Annotated in this window: 17 protein-coding genes; 14 read left to right on the forward strand and 3 right to left on the reverse strand. The window is 54.4% G+C overall.

Annotated elements, in window-relative coordinates; translation table 11 throughout:
- Nucleotides 1–2 precede the first annotated feature (2 nt).
- The 8 genes from FHS90_RS13485 to rodA all read left to right on the forward strand — a co-directional run bounded on the left by FHS90_RS13485 (nt 3) and on the right by rodA (nt 8,806).
- A complete protein-coding gene (locus FHS90_RS13485) occupies nt 3–200 on the forward strand; it encodes a hypothetical protein (RefSeq protein WP_182513422.1) in 198 nt (65 codons plus the stop codon).
- A 4-nt stretch (nt 201–204) separates the two neighbouring features.
- Nucleotides 205–1,734: a bifunctional phosphoribosylaminoimidazolecarboxamide formyltransferase/IMP cyclohydrolase gene (gene purH / locus FHS90_RS13490; protein ID WP_182513423.1), complete on the forward strand. Its 1,530-nt coding sequence runs from the start codon at nt 205–207 to the stop codon at nt 1,732–1,734.
- A gap of 981 nt (nt 1,735–2,715) precedes the next feature.
- Nucleotides 2,716–2,985: a hypothetical protein gene (locus tag FHS90_RS13495; RefSeq protein WP_182513424.1), complete on the forward strand. Its 270-nt coding sequence runs from the start codon at nt 2,716–2,718 to the stop codon at nt 2,983–2,985.
- Nucleotides 2,986–3,066: 81 nt separating this feature from the next.
- Nucleotides 3,067–4,095 carry a rod shape-determining protein gene (locus FHS90_RS13500; RefSeq protein WP_066834197.1) on the forward strand — a complete coding sequence of 343 codons (1,029 nt, stop codon included), beginning with the start codon at nt 3,067–3,069 and terminating at the stop codon, nt 4,093–4,095.
- A gap of 175 nt (nt 4,096–4,270) precedes the next feature.
- Entirely contained in the window at nt 4,271–5,173 is a 903-nt protein-coding gene (gene mreC, locus FHS90_RS13505; protein WP_182513425.1) for a rod shape-determining protein MreC, read from the forward strand.
- Entirely contained in the window at nt 5,166–5,690 is a 525-nt protein-coding gene (locus FHS90_RS13510; RefSeq protein ID WP_066834195.1) for a hypothetical protein, read from the forward strand. The genes mreC and FHS90_RS13510 overlap by 8 nt, the downstream gene beginning before the upstream one ends.
- Nucleotides 5,687–7,522, forward strand: coding sequence for a penicillin-binding protein 2 (gene mrdA, locus FHS90_RS13515; protein ID WP_066834193.1), 1,836 nt, complete (start codon nt 5,687–5,689; stop codon nt 7,520–7,522). The genes FHS90_RS13510 and mrdA overlap by 4 nt, the downstream gene beginning before the upstream one ends.
- A gap of 9 nt (nt 7,523–7,531) precedes the next feature.
- Entirely contained in the window at nt 7,532–8,806 is a 1,275-nt protein-coding gene (gene rodA / locus FHS90_RS13520) for a rod shape-determining protein RodA (RefSeq protein WP_066834191.1), read from the forward strand.
- Between the two features lie 342 nt (nt 8,807–9,148).
- Here rodA and FHS90_RS13525 read toward each other — a convergent pair whose 3' ends face one another.
- Nucleotides 9,149–9,832: a response regulator transcription factor gene (locus tag FHS90_RS13525; RefSeq protein WP_182513426.1), complete on the reverse strand. Its 684-nt coding sequence runs from the start codon at nt 9,830–9,832 to the stop codon at nt 9,149–9,151.
- The gene (locus FHS90_RS13530; RefSeq protein WP_182513427.1) at nt 9,804–11,318 is read right to left on the reverse strand and encodes a sensor histidine kinase; all 1,515 of its coding nucleotides are present in this window, start codon (nt 11,316–11,318) and stop codon (nt 9,804–9,806) included. Before FHS90_RS13530 ends, FHS90_RS13525 begins: the two co-directional genes overlap by 29 nt.
- 125 nt (nt 11,319–11,443) lie before the next feature.
- Between FHS90_RS13530 and FHS90_RS13535 the strand changes: the two genes are divergently transcribed.
- Nucleotides 11,444–12,637: a TIGR03435 family protein gene (locus FHS90_RS13535; RefSeq protein ID WP_182513428.1), complete on the forward strand. Its 1,194-nt coding sequence runs from the start codon at nt 11,444–11,446 to the stop codon at nt 12,635–12,637.
- A gap of 95 nt (nt 12,638–12,732) precedes the next feature.
- Here the strand turns inward: FHS90_RS13535 and FHS90_RS13540 are convergent, their stop codons facing one another.
- Nucleotides 12,733–13,881, reverse strand: coding sequence for a DUF8457 domain-containing protein (locus FHS90_RS13540; protein ID WP_182513429.1), 1,149 nt, complete (start codon nt 13,879–13,881; stop codon nt 12,733–12,735).
- 34 nt (nt 13,882–13,915) lie between these two features.
- On the opposite strand from FHS90_RS13540, the gene FHS90_RS13545 reads away from it, so the two are divergent.
- The 5 genes from FHS90_RS13545 (at nt 13,916) to FHS90_RS13565 (ending at nt 21,592) form a co-directional block, all read left to right on the forward strand.
- Entirely contained in the window at nt 13,916–14,236 is a 321-nt protein-coding gene (locus FHS90_RS13545; protein WP_066834178.1) for a 2Fe-2S iron-sulfur cluster-binding protein, read from the forward strand.
- 672 nt (nt 14,237–14,908) lie between these two features.
- Nucleotides 14,909–15,502: a thymidine kinase gene (locus FHS90_RS13550; RefSeq protein WP_182513430.1), complete on the forward strand. Its 594-nt coding sequence runs from the start codon at nt 14,909–14,911 to the stop codon at nt 15,500–15,502.
- Nucleotides 15,503–15,963: 461 nt separating this feature from the next.
- The gene (locus FHS90_RS13555) at nt 15,964–19,248 is read left to right on the forward strand and encodes a S41 family peptidase (protein WP_182513431.1); all 3,285 of its coding nucleotides are present in this window, start codon (nt 15,964–15,966) and stop codon (nt 19,246–19,248) included.
- Nucleotides 19,249–19,603: 355 nt separating this feature from the next.
- Nucleotides 19,604–19,903, forward strand: a complete 300-nt coding sequence (locus FHS90_RS13560; RefSeq protein ID WP_066834170.1) for a hypothetical protein — start codon at nt 19,604–19,606, stop codon at nt 19,901–19,903.
- 465 nt (nt 19,904–20,368) lie between these two features.
- Complete coding sequence (locus FHS90_RS13565) at nt 20,369–21,592, forward strand: RtcB family protein (RefSeq protein ID WP_182513432.1); 1,224 nt, start codon at nt 20,369–20,371, stop codon at nt 21,590–21,592.
- Nucleotides 21,593–22,034: the final 442 nt, after the last annotated feature.

Below are 22,034 nucleotides of genomic sequence, written 5' to 3' on the forward strand. Positions count from 1 at the left end.
CCATGACGCACCAGACACGGCCCTTTGCACTGCACCTGCCACGCATTCTGTGTCTCCTGCGCGCCTCCCTGCCACTGTTGCGTACACCTGCCCCTTCGCCTGTCTGTAAAGGCTGGGCAGACCAGTCATTGGCAGGGGTTTCTTCGGCCTATGCCGTACATGTTATTGCCTATTCCTTTCTAACCCATATTTCTTTTTAACCAGATGAATTCCGTTCAAATCAAATCGGCTCTTATCTCTGTGTACTACAAAGACGGTCTGGAGCCGTTGGTGCGCGAGCTGCAGAAACAAGGCGTTACCTTTTACTCTACCGGCGGTACGCAGACGTTCCTGGAGGGGCTGGGCGCCGAAGTGGTGGCCGTAGACCAGATAACCGACTACCCGTCTATCTTTGGGGGGCGCGTGAAAACCCTGCACCCTAAGATTTTTGGGGGAATTCTGCACCGCAGAGACCATGCACAGGACCAGCAGGAAGTGCAGCAGTTTGAGATTCCCGCTATTGATCTGGTGATTGTAGACCTGTACCCGTTTGAAGAAACGGTGGCCTCAGGTGCCGCTGAGGAAGACGTGATTGAGAAGATTGACATTGGGGGCATCTCCCTCATCCGCGCTGCGGCCAAGAATTTCCAGGACGTCCTGATTGTGTCTTCGCGCGAGCAGTACGGCGAGGTGGTGGAACTGCTGCAAGCCAAAAACGGCAGCACTGATCTTTCTGACCGCAAGAAATTCGCCGCCAAGGCTTTTGATGTGTCCTCGCACTATGATACGCACATCTTCAACTACCTGAGCCAGGAGCAGGAGTTGGCCCCGGCCTTCAAACAAAGCGAGCGCCAGAGTCAGACGTTGCGCTATGGCGAAAACCCGCACCAAAGCGGCACGTTCTACGGAAATCTGGACGCCCTTTTTGATAAACTGAACGGCAAGGAGCTGTCTTACAACAACCTGGTTGACGTAGATGCCGCCGTGTTGCTCATGCAGGAGTTCGCGGAGCAGCCCGCCGTGGCCATTCTCAAGCACACCAATGCCTGCGGCGTGGCCGTGGCCGATTCGCTGCACCAAGCCTACGTAAACGCCCTGGCCTGCGACCCGGTTTCTGCGTTTGGCGGCGTAATTATTGCCAACAAAACCGTTGATTTGGCTACCGCCGAAGAACTGAACAAACTCTTCTTTGAAGTGCTCATTGCGCCGGAATATGACCAGGACGCGCTGGAGCTGCTGAAAGGCAAGAAAAACCGCATTCTGCTGCGCCAGAAACCCGTGCAGTTGCCCGCTAAGCTGTTCAAAACCCTGTTGAACGGCGTGATTGAGCAAGACAAAGACCTGGCCACTGAAACCGCCGCTGACTTCAAAACCGCCACTGAGCGCGCCCCTTCGGCTGAGGAAGTGGCCGGTTTGGAGTTCGCTTTGAAAGTTTGCAAGCACACCAAGTCTAACACCATCGTGCTCGCCCGCGGCAACCAGTTGCTGGCCAGCGGCGTGGGGCAGACCAGCCGGGTAGATGCCTTGAGACAAGCTATTGAGAAAGCCAGAGGCTTCGGATTTGACTTGCAGGGTGCCGTGATGGCGTCAGACGCGTTCTTCCCGTTCCCGGACTGCGTAGAGATTGCCGCAGAAGCGGGAATCACTGCCGTAGTGCAGCCGGGCGGTTCCATCAAAGACCAGGATTCTATTGATGCCTGTAACGCCCGCAACATGGCCATGGTCATGACGGGTGTACGCCACTTTAAACATTAATCTCACTTATATTGATGTTGAAAGCCCCAGCTACCCTTGTAGTAGCTGGGGCTTTCTGTTTTCGGGCTGTTTTCAGAAAAACAGCCCGGAAACAGAAAGCTGCAGTGGGTGACGGGCTGGATTGGCGTTGTTGCCACAGACGCTCGCAGGTCCTCCGGACGCTACGAGGTCTTTTGAGCAGGCGGCACAGCGGGGACAGGTGTATGGAACCCACCACTGCCCCCCCGGGAAGGGAGTTGATCTGCAATGCGCGCCCTCCTGAGTAAACATCCCCCTCTTCGCGCCTTTCAAAGGGGGAGTATCAAAGTGAGTTCTGAGTCTTGAGTTCTGAGTCCTTACTTTTCATCTCAGGTACTTCAGCACGAATGAAGCAGCAATGCTTGGTTTCGCTGCCGTGCCGCGAGGGCAGCCGGAGACCGCCCGTCATCAGTAGGCACGCGTCTGGAGTCCCGCGCAAGCGGGAGTATCAGCTGGCGTTAGAAGGCACGGAAGTAACTTCCGCGCCATAGGGGGAGAAAACAGCCATTGCGTTTCTGGGCTGTTTTCCTGAAAACAGGCCAGAAACACAATGACTGTTTCAATCCTTCTACTTACGAGATTGCTCCTATTTGCTTCAGCTGCTGGTACTTCTGCTCCCAGTACTCACTTCTGCCATTGCTACTCCCCTTTAACATTTCTGCCCCTAGCTGATGTGCGCAGCACGGGCTCGTCTCAGGCTAGCGGAACAGCAACAGTTAACTGCAGAGGCGGTCAGAGCAAGAGAAGCTGATCAGGAGGGGAACTGAAACCAGTCCTGACGGTGAGCGCCTCTGTTAATACGGTGCCGCGTGAGCGGCAAGGCCGGAGGGCCTAGTTTTAACAGCAGTGCGAACCGGCAGGACGGGGCCTCGCGGCCGTGAGCGCTTACCGGAAAAGATGAAACAACACAGTGAGTGAGGCATCGCGTCAAGCGCCAAAGCCAGGGGAATAACGGACTACACATTGCCACTGCAGCATCAAACCCACAGCAAAGGAAACAGCGAACTACGCATTCCAGCATCTGCAGAAGCAACTTCTAAAGCAGCAGCAGCAGCAGACTGCTCCTTCCTGCCACAGCAAAACAAACAACAAAGCCAAAGGCCTTTGATAGCCCTTCATCACTCTCAAAAAATCCTGAAAGCGGAGAACCTGTTTTTGGCCTGTTTTCTAAAAAACAGCCTAAAAACAGAACTGCTTTACGCCCAACAGAAATTATTAACGGGAAATACTTAATTTTGCGCGGAAGTAGTACCTTGTAAAGAAATTATTTTTCATATATAGTACTCTGCCTGCAGAGCACTCTAACGATACCCAATGGGATTATTCAATTTTTTCACTGCCGATATAGCGATTGATTTGGGCACGGCCAATACCCTGATCATCCATAACGATAAAATTGTGGTAGACGAGCCGTCTATCATTGCCATTGACCGCACCACCAACAAAGTGTTGGCCGTGGGCCGTGAGGCCATGCAGATGCACGAGAAAACCCACGAAAACATCAAGACCATCCGCCCACTGAAAGACGGGGTGATTGCTGACTTTACCGCCGCCGAGCAGATGATCAGGGGCATGATCAAGATGATTGACAAAGGCAAGAAACGCCTGTTTCAGCCGTCTTACCGCATGGTGATCTGCATTCCGTCTGGCATTACCGAGGTGGAGAAACGCGCCGTAAAAGACTCAGCTGAGCACGCAGATGCCCGCGAGGTCTGGATGATTCAGGAGCCCATGGCCGCGGCTATAGGGATTGGCATTGATGTGGAGCAACCCGTGGGTACCATGGTGGTAGACATAGGGGGCGGTACCACAGAGATTGCCGTGATTGCCCTGTCTGGGATTGTGTGTGACCAGTCCATCCGCGTAGCGGGCGACGTGTTCAACAAAGACATTCTGGACCACATGCGCCGCCAGCACAACCTCTTGATTGGGGAGCGCTCCGCGGAGCGAATTAAAATTGAAGTAGGGGCGGTATTGACCGAGCTGGACAACCCACCCGCCGACTTCGAGATCAGGGGCCGTGACTTGATGACGGGTATCCCGAAGGTGATTAAAGTAACCTACCAGGAAATTGCTATTGCGCTGGATAAATCAGTTTCTAAGATTGAGGAAGCTGTGCTGAAGGCGCTGGAGATTGCCCCGCCGGAACTGTCTGCCGATATTTATGACAACGGAATTCACCTGATTGGCGGCGGTGCGTTGCTGCGCGGACTGGACAAGCGCTTGGCGGCTAAAACCAAACTGCCCATTCACATTGCAGAAGATCCGTTGCGCGCGGTGGTACGGGGCACGGGGGCGGCCGTCAAGAATATTGAAGGGTTCCGCAACGTGCTGTTGAGCTAAGGGCTTTTTAAATTTGTCTTTGCGCTGCAAATGGCCACGGTAAGAACCTGCCTTCACATTTTTAGCACCTTTGCAGCGCGGCTGCAAGGTTCAGAAACCGCTCCCGCAGAACTTTACCTTGCCCATTGTCGCCAATAAACCCAAAAAGTTAAAGAAGCTCTAATTACGCACGCCCATGCGGAAACTCTTTCAGTTTATCTTCCGGATTAGGGCTTTCCTGTTGTTTCTGTTGCTGGAGGGCGTGTCGCTGTACCTGCTCTACCGAAGCAACACCTACCACAATGCCGCCTTTTACCAGTCATCTAACTACTATGTGGGGCGGGTGCTGGAGTTCCAGAGCGAGGTCTCTGAGTATTTCAAGCTAACAGACGTCAACAAGACGCTGGCCGCTGAGAATGCCCGCCTCAGAGCTCGCCTGACAGACCTGCAGGAGCAGCAACAGGATGACAGCCTGGGCTTGGTCAGGGACTCAGTCTTTCAGGTGGCTGATACTTCTTTGCTGGCGGGAGACTCGCTGGGGCAAGGAGTGCCGGACAACGCCGTTTACACCTACCGTCCGGCAAGGGTGATCAACAACTCTGTGAGACGGCTCAACAACCACCTGACGCTCAATATTGGCGCTGAGGCGGGTGTGAGTGCCGGGATGGGGGTTATCACGTCAACGGGTGTGGTAGGCAGGGTGAAAGCCGTTTCCAGGCACTATGCCACGGTCACTTCTCTGCTGCACTCGCAGACACTGATCTCCGTGCGGCTGAAACGAAACCGAAGCCTGGGGTCTATCAAGTGGGATACCAGAGACCCGGAGACCGCCAGTCTGCACTATATTCCGCTGAGTGAGAGGGTATTCAAAGGTGATTCGGTGGTGACTTCCGGCTCGGGGGGGATTTATCCGCCGGGAATCATGATTGGCCGCGTGATCAGTGTTAAGAAGGAGCTGGACAAGAGTTTCTATACCATCAAAGTGAAGTTGAGCGTTGACTTTGATAAGCTGGCGTACGTGTACGTGGTGGAAAACAAACGCAAGCTGGAAATGGACAGTTTGCAAATCAGATCAGGGGTAACAGAAGAAGATGAATAGTTTCCGGTTCATTCATTTAGTACAGTTTGTGGTGCTTATGGGCTTGCAGATCCTGCTCATGCGCAACCTGGTGCTCTATGACCGGGGTTTCTGCTTTGTGTACATAGGCTTCATTCTGTTCCTGCCCATTGACATTGACAAGGTGCTGTTGCTCATTCTGGCTTTTATGTCTGGCATCACCATTGACCTGTTTTATGACACGGCGGGCATGCACGCCGCCGCCACGGTACTCATGGCGTACCTCAGGCCGTCAATGCTCAAACTACTCACGCCAAGGGATGGGTATGAGGTGTCTGATAACGCCAGCCTCACGTCTATGGGGTGGCGCTGGTTCTTGACGTATGCTATGGTTTTGATCTTTGTGCACCACTTCACCCTGTTTTTTTTGGAGCTGAATGGATTTAAATTGATCGGGTTTACGTTGGCCAAGATAATCATCAGTACTTTGTTCACCGGAGCCGTGCTGGTGATCTTCCAGATGTTATTTTTTGAGAGGAGAGCAAGGGGTTTTAGATGAAGTACTTAGAAGGCCGCAAATACGTCATTCAAGCTATTTTTATTGCAATAGGGGCGGTTTATCTCATCAAACTTTTCTTTATACAGGTTTTAGACGACAGCTACAAAACTGCCGCCGACAACAACGCCATGCGCCGCGTGGTGCAGTATCCGTTCAGGGGGCTGATCTATGACCGGGACGGCAAGCTGCTGGTAGAGAACACGCCGGTATATGACCTGATGGTGGTGCCCAAAGAAGCCAAAGCCATTGATACCCTCAAATTCTGCCAGCTGGTGGGGTTGACCCTGCCGGAATACCGGGAGAAAATCAAGGCCGCCAGAACCTATTCCTATGTCAAGCCGTCGCCGTTTCTGCAGCGCCTCACCAATGCTGAGTTTGCGGCCATTCAAGACAACCTGGTTGATTTTCCCGGGTTTTACATCAATGCCCGTACGGTACGCGGCTACCCGCACCAGAGCCTTGCGCACGCGCTGGGCTATATTGGCGAGATCAGCCCGCGGCAGTTAGAGGACTCAGCCTACAAAGGCTACCGCCAGGGTGATTATCTGGGGGTGAGCGGCATTGAGCGGCAGTATGAGCAGTACCTGATGGGGCAGCGCGGGGTGAAGTACACCATGGTGAACGTGCGCGGGCTGGAGAAAGGCTCTTTCAAAGACGGGGCCTATGACACCCTCTCGGTGGCCGGGCAGAACCTGATCACCACCATTGACCTGGAGTTGCAGAAATACGGGGAGAAGCTCATGCAAGGCAAGACAGGCAGTATTGTGGCCATTGAACCCAAAACAGGCGAAATACTCTCCCTAATCTCCGCCCCTTATTATGACCCTTCGCTCCTGACTGGTAAGGAGCTGGGGAATAACTACATGAAGTTGTTGAAAGATCCGGTGAAGCCGCTCTTCAACCGGCCTCTCATGGCCACGTACCCGCCGGGCTCCATCTTTAAGCTGGCGCAGGCGCTCATTGCCATGCAGGAAGGTACCCTCACCCCAAACACAGGGTATGCCTGTAACTGGTCGCTGGTAAAATGTTCGCACCGTCACCCGCACCCGTCTAACCTGGGCATTGCCATTGAGCAGTCGTGCAACCCGTACTTCTATCAGGTGTTCAGAAGCGTGGTGAACAAAGGCCGGTCAGCCAACGTCTTCCAGGACTCGCACCTGGGGCTGGATGCGTGGAACAAACATATCAAGAGCTTCGGGTTCGCCTCCAAGCTGGGCATTGACTTGCCTAATGAAAAGAAAGGCTTAATGCCCAACTCCCAGTTCTATGACAAGATCTACGGGCCCAAAGGCTGGAAATTCCCCACCATCTACTCGGTGAGCATTGGGCAGGGGGAGACAGGGGTGACGCCGCTGCAGATGGCCAATTTTGCCGCCACCATTGCCAACCGCGGCTATTACTACACTCCGCACATTGTGCGGTCTGTGGGCGAGAAGGGGAAACCATTGCCAGCGTATTCTGAGAAACATTACACCTCAGTAGACCCCAGGCATTTCCCAGCGGTAGTAGAGGGTATGCAGCGGGTAGTAGAATCAGGCACCGCCCGGTATGCCAGGCTGAACCACATTGGCGTAGTGATCTGCGGAAAAACCGGAACCGTGCAGAATCCCCACGGCAAAGACCACTCGGTGTTTATTGCCTTCGCGCCCAAAGATGACCCTAAGATTGCCATAGCGGTATATGTGGAAAACGCGGGGGGCGGGGCCATTGCCGCGGCGCCTATGGCCAGCTTAATGGTAGAGAAATATTTGAATGACTCCATCACCACCCCGGCTAGAAAACGGTGGGAGCATGATATGGTCAGTGGCGCCTTCTACAAATGGGGGCATTAACAGTAAGCTATGCGGACTTCCTATAAACTTACGCAGAACATTGACTGGATTACCATTGGCCTGTACGCGCTCATGGTGATCCTGGGCTGGATGAACATTTACGCCGCGGTGTACAACCCGGAGAACGTGACCAACATCTTTGACTTTTCCCTCAACTCTGGCAAGCAGTTGGTCTGGATTGGGGCATCAGTGGTGATCATTGTCATGTTGTTTGCCATTGACTACAAGGCGTATGATTCTTTGGCGTACGTCATCTACTGGTTCTTTATTCTGCTGCTGCTGGGTACCTTGGCGTTTGCGTCAGAGATTAAAGGCTCCAGGTCGTGGCTGGTGATCACCGAGTCTATCAGGCTGCAGCCGGCTGAGTTTGCCAAGTTTGCCACGGCGCTGGCGGTGTCTAAGTTCATGAGCAGCATTAACCTGCGGCAGCAGAACTGGAAAGACCAGGCCAAGCTGGCGGGGTTGGCCTTGCTGCCCCCCACCATCATCATTCTGCAAAATGAGACGGGGTCAGCGCTGGTGTTTGCCGCGTTCACCCTGGCGTTCTTTCGGGAGGGCATGTCGCCGTTGATCCTGATCATTGGGGCGGTGGGCGTGTTTGTGTTCGTGCTTACGCTGCTGATTCCGCAGTGGTACCTGGCAGCGGGCGTCACGGTACTGATGGCGGCCTACGGCTGGTTCAACTTTCACCGCATTAAACGGTTTTTGTACCCTTACATTGGTATTTGGGTGGCGGTGCTGGCGGTGGTGTTCAGCGTGAACTTCTTTGTGGAGAACGTGCTGCAGGAGCACCAGCGGAACCGGATCAAAGTACTGGTAGACCCAGACATTGACCCGCTGGGCGTGGGCTGGAACGTAACCCAGTCTAAGATTGCCATTGGCTCTGGCGGGTTTTTAGGCAAGGGGTTCTTAGAAGGAACCCAGACCAAGTTTGATTTCGTGCCCGAGCAAAGCACTGACTTTATCTTCTGCACCGTGGGCGAGGAACACGGCTGGATTGGCAGTCTGGTGCTGATTGCGCTGTTCATGGGGCTCCTGATCCGGATCATTACCGTGGCCGAGCGGCAGCGCTCGGTCTTTGGCCGCACCTACGGCTACTGCGTGGCCTCCATCATTTTCTTCCACTTTCTGGTGAACGTGGGCATGACCATTGGCCTGGCGCCGGTGGTGGGGATTCCGCTGCCGTTCTTCAGTTACGGCGGCTCCGGTTTGTGGTCATTTACCATTCTGCTGTTCATTCTGCTGGCCATTGACGCCCACCGCAAGCTGGATCTGGGGCGGTAGCGTGGGGGAGCTGGTAGTGAATATTCCCGTTTTGGGGCTGTTTTTTCAAAAACAGGCCCAAAACGCAAACTTTTCCTTTGCCCTTCTGAAAAGCTAAAGAAGTTCCAGTTTTGCCCTGTTTTGCCAAAAACAGCCCGGAAACAGGAGCCGTCTACTGAGTGAAAACCTGGTGCCTGCCAACTAAGCGCTTGTCTACGTTTTGAGTTTGCAGTCAAAAACCGAGGGTAAAAGGTTCTCCTCTAGCAGGCATTGAGCAGCCTGGCAGCGCCACGGGGTGAGGCAACCGCCGGGTCAGGTTCCTGTAAAGCCCGCTTGCAGCGAAAAAACAAATCTAAACCTGCTCTAAGCTAACAGCTTGTACCCCACGCCCCTGATGTTCAGAATTTCCACCGAAGGGTCTTCCCGCAGGTGCTTTCTCAGTTTAGTGAGGAACACGTCCATGGTGCGGGCCTGAAAAAAACCGTCATCGCCCCAGAGCTGCAGCAGTACCGTTTTGCGCTCCAGCACCTGGTGGCGGTGCTGCACCAGCAGGAGGAGCAGCTCACTTTCGCGGTAAGACAGTTTGGCGTGCAGTTTCTTGTCCAGCCACAACTCCTGCTTTTGCGGCAGAAACGTGTACCGGCCCACCAACAAGGTTTCGCTCAGGTTTTCTTTGGGCGGCTGCCGCCGAAGGAGTTCATGGAGGCGCAGCACCAACTCCTCTAAGGTGAACGGCTTCTTGAGGTAGTCATTTCCGCCGGAGGCGTAGCCTTGCACCAGGTCCTGGGTCTGGGACTTGGCCGTGAGGAAGAGCACCGGAACCTGCCCGTCTACTTTCCTGATTTCCCGCACAAATGAAAAACCGTCCAGCAGGGGGAGCATCACATCAACCACGCAGATATCAAACGGCTGCCGCCGAAACAGCTCCAGCCCTTGCTGGCCGTCTGGGGCATGGGTCACGGTGAAGCCGCGTTTCTGGAGGCTTTCCTGCAGAATCTTGGCCAGCGGCACTTCATCTTCAAGCAACAACAGGTGCGGGGGCTTCATGGCGCGCAAGCGGAATAGAAAGGAGGAAGGTGGTGCCAATGCCTAACCGGCTCCGGAGGGTGAGGGTGCCGCCGTGCCGCTCGGCCACGGCTTTGGCGTAGCTGAGGCCCAGGCCGTAGCCTTTCACGTTGTGCACATTGCCAGCCGGCACCCGGTAGAACTTCTCAAACACTTTAGCCTGGTGGTCAGGGGCTATTCCCAGCCCGTTGTCTGCTATTTCCAGCACGGCGTGGTGGGCCTGCCGGTAAAGGGAGAGCTGGAGGCGGAGCTGGTTGTTGCTATACTTGAGGGCATTGTCCAGCAGCGTGGCCAAGACGTTGCCCAGGTGCAGTTCATCGGCGGTGACCACGAGGCGCTCATGGGGGAACTGGGTTTCAACGGTGGCTGCCACCAGTTCCAGCTGGGGTTTGTGCTGGGCCAGTACGTGGGCCGTTAGCTCCTGCAAACAGATTCTTTTCCTCTCCAGCGCCACATTTTCCTGCTCCAGGGCCACGCTTTTCAGGATCTGGTCAATAAGCCCTGACAGCCGCCCGCTCTGCTGCCGAACGATGCTTATATATTCCTCGGCGGAAGCCTTGCTCAAATCAAACGCCTGAATGGCCTCGGCGGCCAGGCTAATGGTGGCCACGGGGGTTTTAAGCTCATGGGTCATGTTGTTCACGAAGTCGTTCTTGAGCACGGCCAGCTTCTTCTGCCGGAACAAGGTCTTCAAAGTATAGCCGAAGCAGAAGATAGCGGTTACGATGAGCAACAGAGAGCTGCCAATCACCCACTTCATGCGCTGCAGAAACACCAGGTTGGGGTCTGGGAAATACGCCTGCACCCGTTGCCGGGGCTTGCGAAGGCTCACATTGTAGGAGCGGGTGGCGTAGGGGTACTGGGTAATATTTCTGTTTCTGGCCTGTTTTTCTAAAATCAGCTCAAAACCAGCGGTAATGTCCCGTTGCTGTAACTGCTGCCTGAACAGCTTTTTCAGCCGCACGGGGTTGAGGCGGTTCTGGGTATAGGCCACTTCCATCTTATTACCCAGTTGCCGGGTGTAGAAGTAGAGAGAGCCTTCCTGCAGGTTCTGCCAGACAAGATCTTCTGTAAAGTGCTTAATGAAGTAGGCTTTCGCCGCAGGCGTGATCTTTGACAGCTTTTGGGTGAAATGGTTAAACCCAATCACAAACGGCTCCCGCTTCTCCGGGGCCCAGGGGTGTTTGTCGGCGAGGGAAAATTTGGTGGTTTTGTAGATGGGGTCAACGCGGCACGTGATCTTCACCAGGTTAGTGTCTGCCAGCCAGCCGCGGTACTGCTGCAGGAGCTCCCTCCGCCGGGCGTCCTGCTCCAGCTTTACCGCCTCCTGCAGCGCCTCGTTGATGTCTCTGGTAAATTCCTGCGAGGCCGTGCGGTAGCTCTGGTAACTCCAAATGAGCTGCAGCCCCACCACGCCCACCGTGCAGGTTACCATCATGAGCAAGACCAGGTGAATTCTCCGCTTCATATGGCCAAAGATAAGGTTTCTGCGCATGGGCAGGGCAGGCGTTAACACTAATTAACAGTGCTTAACGCTGGTTAACCCAGTTCCCGGAGCCGGGGCGGTAGGTTTGGGGAAATTATTCAAACCGTATGAAAAAGCTTTTTTCACTTCTGCTCCTGGCGGGCACGCTGCACGGGCCGCTCCTGGCCCAGACCACCCTCGGCGAGGCCGCGCCGCCCATCACTTTCGGCAACGTCCTGAACGGAAACAGCCCCTCCCTCAATCTCGCTAACCTGAAAGGCAAGGCGGTGCTGCTGGAGTTCTGGGCCACGTGGTGCGGCCCCTGTGTGCAGGCCATGCCGCATCTGCAAGACCTCCAGAAACAGTTCAAGGACCGGCTGCAGATTATAACGGTTACTGAAGAAACCGAGCAGCGCATACAGCGGTTTCTGGCCAACCGGCCGTCTACGCTGCTGTTTGCGGTGGCAGACACGGGCGGGGCCAGAAAGGCGTTTCCCTACCGCATGATTCCGCATTCGGTGCTGATTAGCCCACAGGGCAAGGTGGTGGCTATCACGGCGCCCCAGAACATTACTTTTGCCGTCATAGAGAAGGTGCTGGCGGGCAAGCCCATAGATTTGCCTTTGAAGGAAGACAACCTGGCGGCAGACCCGCTCACGTACTTCACAGCGGCGGCCCACACCCGCGCGCATTTTCTGGTGCAGCCCGAGCTGAAAGGAGTTGGCGGACAGTCCCACTCGTATCTGCAGGACCCCGTGTTCAAAGGCCGCCGGCTTACCATGATCAACCTTCCGCTGGAAAGCGTGTACCGCCTGGCGTATGAAAGCCTGCCCTACGGCCGCACTCTTGATCTGACCACGGGAGAGAGCGTGGAGGAGAACAAGACCAAGTATTGCATTGATATTATTGTGCCCAAAGGGCAGGAAGCCCAACTCCTGCCCACGCTCCGGCAGGAACTCCAGAAGATGTTCACCGTGCGGGCGAGCCTGGAGAAGCGCCTGCGGCCAGTGTACGTACTGCAGGTGGCAGATGGGGCCAAGGTGAAAAAGATACCCGTCTCGCAGGCCAAGGCCGAGGTCTTTGGAGCCTCTGCGGGTGCGTTTGACGGTGAGCACGTGCGCTTGGAGAAGGTGGCCCATTATCTGGAGAGCTTCGGGATGGTGAATTTGCCCGTGGTAGATGAAACCGGCAACCAAACGCGGTATGACCTCTCCTTTGAATTTGAGCCCGAAAGAAAAGGCGCCGTTCATGAAGCCCTGGCCAAGCTGGGCCTGAAACTGGAGAAAGCCGAGCGGTCTATTGACGTGCTGGTTTTCCGGTAGACAGAAAGGTGGTAAAACAGAAATCCCCTGCCGTCTTCTGGTGGCAGGGGATTTCTGTTTTGGGGCTGTTTTTCTAAAAACAGGTCAAAAACGGCTTATGCGAACTTTCTTTCAATCAGGCGCACCAGCTTCTGCACGTGCTCTTCTTTCTTAGACCAGTTGTACTTGCTGCCCACCTCGTTCAGGAGATAGTGCCTGGCGTCATGGGCAGAGCCAAATTCATCAAGTTGCTTGATTACGGCGTGGTAGGCCATGTTGTCCCCCTCAAACAGTTCATTGATAAATGAAAAACGCTGATTGATGGAGATGGCGTCTTTGAGGGAACCAATCTTCTGGTCTTGCTGGCGGTCGGCCAGAGAGGCGTTCACGGGTTGCTTAAAACGGTCATTGAGGGTCTGCTTCTGCTCCTGCTGGAACCGCTCGTTCAGTTTAGGCTCCATGTTCACCTCTGGCCGGAAGAACGGGGAGGCAGCTGCGCCCGAAGACGTAGAGGAACCGTTGGTAGACGGCGCAGTTGGTACGGGCGGCACGGCGGCCACCGGAGTGGGGGCTGGTGCCGCAGCAGGGGGCGGCGGTGTGGCAGGTACCACCGGAATGGAGGGGACAACAGGGGCTACGGGAGCCTCCGGGGTCAGGATCTCTTCCATTTTCAGGGGTTTCAGCTCATTGAAACGGGTTACCACATCGGCTACAGAAAACCGCAGGGAGTTGTGCTCGTTCAGGAACCGCTGCAGTTTGGTGGTCACCTTGCCGCGGTCCAGATTTTCCTCAGAGAGGGAGTCTATGAACTGGCGGTACAGCTCCTTGTCCAGGTCCTGGTATTTCAGGCCTTCCTGCAGCTTGGCCGGTGAGAGGTCGTCTACCCGCAGAAACTTCTCCTCAAACACCTCCACCGGCTCCAGCACCGTCCGGAACGTGTCTTGTATGGCTTTCTGGAGGAGCGGCTCAAAGTGCGGGCGCTTGATAGAGATTTTGCGCGAGAGCACGTTCATGAACTGCACCAGCGCGTCTTTCACCTCAGGGCTCTCAAAGTCAAAGTAAGGGCTGCGCAGGTTGGCCATCTCATGGTTCCAGAGCGTGAGCAGCTCCCTGATGAGGTAGAGGTTCACCTGTTTGATGGGGGTAAATGAAATCAACTGCGGCGCAGTAACCACTTCATGCTGAGCGAAGTGTTCCTCGCTGAGGCGCTGGGCTAGCTCTTGGCTGTACTGAGCGAGGCGTATTTGATTATATTTGTCTTTCATTGGCGGAAGCATACGCTCGTAAATATAGCGAATAATGGGGGAAATCACGGTGCGGAATCTGGCAGATCTGCGGGTATCTGTATACGAAGGCCAAACGGTTCTGGCCGCTCTGCAGGCCCAAGGCATTGACTGGATGCACGCCTGCGGCGCCAGGGGCCGCTGCACCAGCTGCCGCATGATTGTGCTGCAGGGCATGGAAAACACCGCCCCGCCCACCCCCGCCGAGGAGCGCTTCCGGAGCAACGGCCGCCTCAAACCCAACGAACGCCTCACCTGCCAAACCCAGCTCACCGGCCCCGTTACCTGCCAAGTACCTGAGCAGACCAAGCTGCCGCACATGACCTATAGCGGGTGATTTAGGGGGAGGAAGGAGTGAGGTGTTGAAGGGATGAGTGTACAATAGTTGAAGGATTTGGTGAACAATTAAAATCGCTCATGACAGCAACGCTTGTTCAGTGCAGATTCTCATGCTTCACTCTAGTGCATTTGCACGCATTGCGTCCCCTTTGAAGGGGGTAGGGGGATGATGACTCGTGTTGATCTACTCGTGCAGAGTGACGTATTCCAAGAATAATCTTCTATTTCATTTAGCTGATGCTGACAGTTCTTCAACGGCCTTGGTCATCCCCCTACCCCCTTCAAAGGGGGACGCAATGCGTGCAAAAAGATAAAGAGTAGGAGGAGCCTCAAGAAGAGAATTTGCAGCCAATTAATTTGAATGCGTGTTTCCAGCCTGTTTTTCTGAAAGTAGCCCCAAACCACCCCCAAAACCACCCTCTTTGTCATCCTGAAAGGATCTTAGGGAACAGTGGGCAAACTAGAAAAGCTATTGCTTTGATTGTCTCACTCTCACACTTTCTACTTTCTGACACTTCTTCCGGGGTATAAGTTCTTGTCATTGAGTGTATTGAATAACTCTGTGGAAAAGTTGTGCATTAGCAAAGGGGGATAGGGCTGTAAATTCGTCCTGAGATGGGAGGAATTCATTCCTTCCGTCCATCACACATTCTCTCATTAATTAGAAGGTATGTTTATAGAGCCTCGGGTAGGAAACCGGCATCAGGCCCAGAAGCGTGGTTGGATTGAAGTGATTTGCGGGTCTATGTTCTCCGGAAAGACCGAGGAGCTGATCAGAAGGCTTAACCGCGCCAAAATTGCGAGGCAGCGGGTAGAAATTTTCAAACCGGCCATTGACACGCGCTACCATGAGGAAGACGTGGTGTCGCACAACGCCACGGCCATACGGTCTACCCCAATTCAGTTTGCCAATGACATGCTGCTGCTGGCCAGCGGCTGTGACGTGGTGGGCGTAGATGAGGCCCAGTTCTTTGATGAAGCCATCACCGAGGTCTGCGTGCACCTGGCCAACAACGGCATCCGGGTGATTGTGGCCGGTCTGGACATGGACTATTTGGGCAAACCCTTCGGGCCTATGCCCGCGCTCATGGGCGTGGCCGAATACGTGACCAAAGTGCATGCCGTCTGCGTGCAGTGCGGGGACATTGCCTCATACTCCTTCCGCAACGCGGTGTCACAGGAGAAGGTGCTTCTGGGCGAAACCGACTCATATGAGGCCCGCTGCCGCCACTGTTTCATGGAGGGCATGAAAGGGAAGCTGTAGACAGAGTTCTGAGTCTTGAGTCAGTTTTGGGCCTGTTTTTCAGAAAACAGGCCCAAAACGCATTTAACCCCGTAGAGACCAGGCACCGCCTCGTCTCCACGCATTCCTGAATCCTTATTTCATCTCTTACATCCCACTACCCCAAATGCTGGACAGACAGGCCACGACCTGTCCCACCTGCTGGTTAATGTATGAAACCTTGCCTGCTTTAAACACAGGTCACTACCGCTGGTGAAAATAGATCTGCAATGCGTGGGAGACGAGGCGGTGCCTGGTCTCTACCTATCAGCAATACCGTTCCCTATTTTTACCTAATGCGTTTCCGGGCTGTTTTTCAGAAAACAGCCCGGAAACGGGAATGCATCCATCGCGCAACTGCCATCACTGCCGCCGCCTGTTTGAATTGCCCCGCCTGTTTGGTATATTTAGTATTCCAATCTAACAAACAAGCCCTTTACTTTATGAAAAAGCGGTTTCTTGCCGTGTTGGCCTTCTGCTGCGCCAGCAGCGTGGGTGCCATGGCCCAGACCCAGACACCGCTGTGGTTAAACACCCCAGCCATTTCGCCCGACGGGCAGACCATTGTCTTCAGTTACCAGGGAGATTTATACAAGGTAGCCGCCGCGGGCGGAAATGCCACGCCGCTCACCATGCACGAGGGCTATGAGTTCAACCCCGTGTGGTCGCCAGACGGAAAGCAGATTGCCTTTGCCTCAGACCGCTACGGCAACTTTGACGTGTTTGTGATGCCCGCCCAGGGCGGCGAAGGCAAGCGGTTAACTTTCCATTCAGCCAGTGACGTGCCTTCAGATTTCACGCCGGACGGCAAAAACGTGATTTTCTCCTCTTCACGGGTAGACGCTGCGGCCAATGCCTTATTCCCTTCTGGGGCTTTCCCTGAGCTGTACACGGTTTCGTTAGGCGGCGGGCGCAACGCCATGGTCTTGACCACGCCCGCAGAGGCCGCCCGCTACAGCGCCAACGGCGAAATGCTGGTGTACCAGGACAAGAAGAGCTTTGAGAATAACCTCAGAAAGCACCAGACCTCTTCCACGGCGCGTGACCTTTGGGTGTACAACACCAAAACCAAGCAGCACACCAAACTCACTGAGAACATAGGCGAGGACCGTCAACCCGTTTTCGGGCCGAACGGGCAGGAGCTGTTTTACCTGAGTGAGCAGCCCAACGGCACGTTCAATGTGCGCAAGATGAGCCTGCAGAACCCTAAGCAGAGCACGGCGGTCACCAATTTCAGCAAACACCCGGTGCGGCACCTGAGCGGCGCCAAAGACGGAACGCTTTCGTTTACTTACAACGGCGAAATCTACACTTTAAAACAAGGCGGACAGCCGCAGAAAGTGGCCATTCAGCTATATTCTGGTATCAGGTCAAACCCAGAGACGGTGCTGCCCATTTCGGGCGGAATGACCGAGATGCAGGTGTCACCCAACGGCAAAGAGGTGGTGTTTGTAAACCGGGGCGAAGTCTTTGTAAGCTCTGTGGAGGGCGGCATCACCAAACGCATCACCAACACCCCAGAGCAGGAACGCAGCGTGAGCTTTTCGCCCGACGGGCGCAAGATTCTGTACGCGGGCGAGCGCAACGGCAGCTGGAACATCTATGAAACCAGCCTGGTGCGCGCCGCTGAGCCTTATTTCTACGCCTCTACGCTCCTGAAAGAGGAGACCGTGATTGCCACGCCAACCGAGGAATTCCAGCCTACCTACTCACCAGACGGCAAGGAGGTGGCGTATCTGGAGGACCGCGTAAACCTGAAAGTGGTGAACAAAGCCAGCAAACAGGTGCGTACCATCCTGGCCAACGCCAACAACTATTCTTACGCAGACGGTGATCAGGATTACAAATGGTCGCCAGACGGAAAGTGGTTTCTGGTGCAGTACAACCAGCCCAAGCAGTGGCTGTCTGAGGTGGGGTTGATTTCTGCCTCCGGAAACGGCAACGTGATGAACCTCACCCAGAGCGGCTATTATGAAAACGGCCCCAGATGGATGGCGGGTGGCAAGATGATCATCTACTACTCCAACCGCGAAGGCCTCAGGGGCAACGGCAATAACTCGGGCACCGGTGACATCTATGCGCTGTTCACCACCCAAGACGCGTTTGACCGCTTCAAACTGAGCAAAGAAGACTACTCACTGCTGGAGGATCTGGAGAAGCGCGAAGCGGAGTCTAAAGGGCCGGAAGAAACAGCAGAACCAAAGGGTAAAACCAAGGGCAAAGGCAAGAAAGGGGAAACAAGCAAAACATCGGCGCCCGCCGGCATGGCCTTGGAGCTAGACAACCTGCCGTACCGCAAAGCCCGTCTCACGGCCACTTCCTCAGACATTTCAGATGCCGTGGTGTCCCTGAAAGGCGATAGGCTGTTCTACCTGAGCCGCTTCGAGAAAGGCTATGACCTGTGGGTGACCAACCTGCGCGACAATGACACCAAACTGCTGGCCAAACTGGGCACCCGCGGCGGAGAAATGACGCTCTCTAAAGACGGAAAAAACCTGTTTGTACTCACTGAAGGCAAGATTCTAAAACTGGACACCGAGAACGGGAAACAGGAAATGGTGCGCGTGAACGGGGAGATGAACCTGAACGCCGCCGCTGAGCGCGCCTACATGTATGACCACGTGATCAGGGAACTGGAGCAGAAATTCTACGTGACAGACCTGCACGGCGTAGACTGGAAATTCTACACAGAGAATTACCGCCAGTTCCTGCCGCACATCACCAACAACTATGACTTCGCAGATGTGCTGAGTGAGCTGCTGGGTGAACTAAACGCCTCGCACACAGGCGGTCGCTACAGTCACAGACAAGCCAACGCAGACGCCACCGCCTCTTTGGGGCTGTTCTTTGATGAGCAGTATTCGGGCGCGGGTTTGAAGGTGAAAGAAGTGATCAACCTGAGTCCGTTTGACCGTGCCAGCTCCAAAGTGAAAGCGGGGGTGATTGTGGAGAAAATTGACGGCCAGATCCTTGAAGACAACACTGACTTTGACCAGCTCCTGAACCGCAAAGCGGGCAAATTCACGCTGGTGTCTTTGTATGACGAGAAAACCAAGAAGCGCTGGGAAGAAACGGTAAAGCCCATTAACGGCGGTGAACTGAACGAACTGCTGTACCAGCGCTGGGTGGAGAACCGCCGCAAAGAGGTTGACCGCCTCTCGGGCGGAAGATTGGGCTACGTGCACATCAGGGGCATGAATGACGCCAGCTACCGCACCGTGTATGAGGAGGCCCTAGGCAAAAACGCCACCAAAGAAGCATTGATTGTAGACACCCGCGCCAACGGCGGGGGCAACTTGCATGATGATCTTATCAGCTTCCTGAACACCAAGCAGTACGCCCAGTTCAGCCCGCGCGGCCAGCACCTGAGTGATGAGCCCCGCAACAAATGGACCAAGCCTTCAATTGTGGTCATGAATGAGGCCAACTACTCAGACGCCCACATTTTCCCGGTACTCTACAAGGAGCTGGGCATTGGCAAAACCGTGGGCACGCCCGTGGCCGGAACGGGTACGTTTGTGTGGTGGGAAACCTTGATTGATCCTACCATGGTCTTCGGGATCCCGCAGATTGGGTACCGCACGCTGGGCGGCGGCAAGTTCCTGGAGAATTCGCAGCTGGAGCCTGATTATCTGGTGGCCAATGATCCCGCCGTCGTCGCGCAAGGGCGTGACCAGCAGCTGGAGAAAGCCGTGGAAGTTCTCTTGCAGGAACTGCCTAAGAAGTAACCAAAGCCAATAACTATATTATTTGTCATCCTGAAAGGATCTTGTGGGCGAACTGTAAACGCTTTTAGGAACAGCAACTACCGTTCTCTAGCAAGGTCTTTTAGGAGGACAAATAAAAATGGCCTTAAATAGAGTTACATTTTTCTACTTCGCACAGAAGCCTCACCGGTTTGGTGGGGCTTCTGCGTTTTGGGGCTGTTTTTGAGAAAACAGCTCCAAAACAGAAATCAGGCTGAAAAGATGCAAAGGTTGATCTGGTTGCTGTTCAGGAAGAAGACTTGTGAAATTTAGGTAAACCCTCCCGCCGTTTATTCGTTTTCATAGGGGATTGAAAACTTTAAACGCAAATAAAACTATGGCAAAAGCACAAGATGTAAAAGACGCTGCAGACAACTTCAACCCAGAGCACAGAGAAGGACCAGTAGCCAGAACAATAGAAGAGTATACCGCTAAACTTCCTTCTGACCTGTTCCTGTGGGCAGCACTAGGCTCCATGGCGGTTTCAGCTACGCTGAAAATCATGAAAAAAGATGATGAGGCGTTGTTCGTAGGCCAGTGGCCAGCCCCGTTCCTGTTGTTAGGATTGTACAACAAAGTAGTGAAAGTAAAAGGCCACGAAGGTGAGAAAACCGGTGGCACCCGCGGCGGATTATAATCAGAACCGCTCAACGGAAAGAGAAAGGGGAGGCATAGGCTTCCCCTTTTTTTGTGTCCATAACCCAAGTTGCGAGATAAAAATGGTAAATGCCGAGGCAAGAAGTGTCTACCCCTCCAAGAAAGGAAATTTTCGCACTCGGGCAGAATTCCCCTACCTGGAGCAGGGCCGTTTCATTCTAAACTTTTCTGGTTCAAGTTTCCAACTTGGACCTACTTTAGACTGAAGTTTTCAACTTCAGTGAGGCGAAAGCCTCAAAAGAAGGCATGGCGAAACCTGCAGATCACTAGAAATGCGTAGAATAAAACGGCCCTGCTCCTTAAAGGGGTATGGGTGGGTTCAAAAGCATTGACTAATCCCAGCTGGACCATCCTTTCTTTCTGTTTTCGGCCTGTTTTTCTGAAAACAAGCCGAAAACGGCATCTTGAAATTCCGTATAGAAGAAGCGACCAACCAGACAAGGCCATGGCTACCGTAGAAAACAACATCACCATCTTTGGCGAGGAAATCATTGACCAGAGCGCTATAAACCAGATCAAACGCTGCGTGGGGCCAGAAGACATTGGCGTGCTCACCGCAGATGCCCACTACGGCTACAACCACCCCATAGGTGGCGCCGTGGCCTACAAAAACAAAGTTTCGCTCTCTGGCGTGGGGTTTGACATTGGCTGCGGAAACAAGGCGGTTAGAACTGATATCATGGCCCGTGACGTGAACATTGCCCGCGTCATGGACGAGATCATGAAGACCATTGGCTTTGGCGTGGGGCGGCCCAATCCCAAGCGCGTGGACCACCCCGTGCTGGAGCACATCAAGAAGGCAGAGTTCAAACCGCAGCGCGAACTCAGAAAACTGGCCGCCGAGCAGCTGGGCACCGTGGGCAGCGGAAACCACTTCATTGACCTCTTTGAAGACGAGAAAGGCTACCTCTGGATTGGCGTGCACTTCGGGTCCCGCGGGTTTGGGCACAAGACCGCCTCCGGGTTCATTGCCCTCTCACAGGGCGGAAGCTTCTTTGACAAAGCCCGTGAAAGCGGCATGGACGGTCCGCCCATTCTCTTTGACATTGACTCAGAAATTGGGCAGGACTACATTGCCGCCATGGCCCTGGCGGGCGAATACGCCTACGCGGGCAGAGACATTGTGGTAGAGAACGTGCTGCACATTCTGGGTGGCACCGCCACCGAAGTCATTCACAACCACCACAACTTCGCGTGGTTTGAGCGCCACCAGGGCGAAGACTACTGGGTAGTTCGCAAAGGCTGTACGCCCGCGTTTCCGGGCCAGAAAGGGTTCATTGGCGCCAACATGTTTGACAATTCGGTCATCATTGAAGGCGTGGAAAGTGAGCTGTCCGTGCGCGGACTATATTCTACCGTACACGGCGCGGGCCGCCTGCTCAGCCGACGGGCCGCCGCGGGCAAGACCAAATGGATCAGAGACGCCAAAGGTGTGAAGCGCAAAACCGTTGTCTCCCCGGGCCTGGTAGATTTTGACGCCGTGCAGCAGCGCATGAAAGAAAAACGCATAGAACTTCGCGGCGCAGGCGCCGATGAAGCCCCCGAGGCTTACAAAAAACTGGAGGACGTCTTGAAATACCAGGGCAACACCATCAAAGTTCTGCACACCCTTCGCCCATTGGGCGTGGCCATGGCGGGCGAAGATGTGTATGACCCCTATAAGGAGTAGGGGAGCCGTAGGGTGGTAAGCATTCCTGTTTTCGGGCTGTTTTTCTGAAAAAAGGCTGAAAACGGGAAATGGCATAGACCTCACAGGTTTTTAAAACCTGTGAGGTCTTTTGAGCAGGCGGTAAAGCGGTGGCAGCTGTAACAAACCCACCCCTATCCTTCCCTGGAGGGGAGTTCTCGGGAATGCGTGAACCTGCTGGTGTAAACATCCCCCTTCACCCCCTTCAAAGGGGGAGTAGCTGGTAGCGCTCTTTGAGGCTTCGCCACATGGAAGCTTCAAGCTTCCGCCATGGTGGGTCCAAGTCGGAAACTTGAACCAGCAAAAGGTGCATCTGAAACGCGTGGTTTCGCTGCCGGGCAGCGAGGGTAGTCAGAGACTCCCCATCATCTGTAGGCACGAGTCTGGAGACTCGCGCCAGCTGCTGAAGTCACTTCCAGCAGCA

The organism is Rufibacter ruber, from assembly GCF_014138425.1.
GTDB lineage: Bacteria > Bacteroidota > Bacteroidia > Cytophagales > Hymenobacteraceae > Nibribacter > Nibribacter ruber_C.

Coding starts and splice junctions, on each gene's coding strand:
- FHS90_RS13545 (WP_066834178.1), top strand. CDS start 13,916: ATGGGGGAAATCACGGTGCGGAATCTGGCAGATCTGCGGGTATCTGTA.
- mreC (WP_182513425.1), top strand. CDS start 4,271: ATGCGGAAACTCTTTCAGTTTATCTTCCGGATTAGGGCTTTCCTGTTG.
- FHS90_RS13550 (WP_182513430.1), top strand. CDS start 14,909: ATGTTTATAGAGCCTCGGGTAGGAAACCGGCATCAGGCCCAGAAGCGT.
- FHS90_RS13530 (WP_182513427.1), bottom strand. CDS start 11,318: ATGAAGCGGAGAATTCACCTGGTCTTGCTCATGATGGTAACCTGCACG.
- FHS90_RS13565 (WP_182513432.1), top strand. CDS start 20,369: ATGGCTACCGTAGAAAACAACATCACCATCTTTGGCGAGGAAATCATT.
- FHS90_RS13485 (WP_182513422.1), top strand. CDS start 3: ATGACGCACCAGACACGGCCCTTTGCACTGCACCTGCCACGCATTCTG.
- mrdA (WP_066834193.1), top strand. CDS start 5,687: ATGAAGTACTTAGAAGGCCGCAAATACGTCATTCAAGCTATTTTTATT.
- FHS90_RS13500 (WP_066834197.1), top strand. CDS start 3,067: ATGGGATTATTCAATTTTTTCACTGCCGATATAGCGATTGATTTGGGC.
- rodA (WP_066834191.1), top strand. CDS start 7,532: ATGCGGACTTCCTATAAACTTACGCAGAACATTGACTGGATTACCATT.
- FHS90_RS13560 (WP_066834170.1), top strand. CDS start 19,604: ATGGCAAAAGCACAAGATGTAAAAGACGCTGCAGACAACTTCAACCCA.
- purH (WP_182513423.1), top strand. CDS start 205: ATGAATTCCGTTCAAATCAAATCGGCTCTTATCTCTGTGTACTACAAA.
- FHS90_RS13525 (WP_182513426.1), bottom strand. CDS start 9,832: ATGAAGCCCCCGCACCTGTTGTTGCTTGAAGATGAAGTGCCGCTGGCC.
- FHS90_RS13555 (WP_182513431.1), top strand. CDS start 15,964: ATGAAAAAGCGGTTTCTTGCCGTGTTGGCCTTCTGCTGCGCCAGCAGC.
- FHS90_RS13540 (WP_182513429.1), bottom strand. CDS start 13,881: ATGAAAGACAAATATAATCAAATACGCCTCGCTCAGTACAGCCAAGAG.
- FHS90_RS13510 (WP_066834195.1), top strand. CDS start 5,166: ATGAATAGTTTCCGGTTCATTCATTTAGTACAGTTTGTGGTGCTTATG.
- FHS90_RS13535 (WP_182513428.1), top strand. CDS start 11,444: ATGAAAAAGCTTTTTTCACTTCTGCTCCTGGCGGGCACGCTGCACGGG.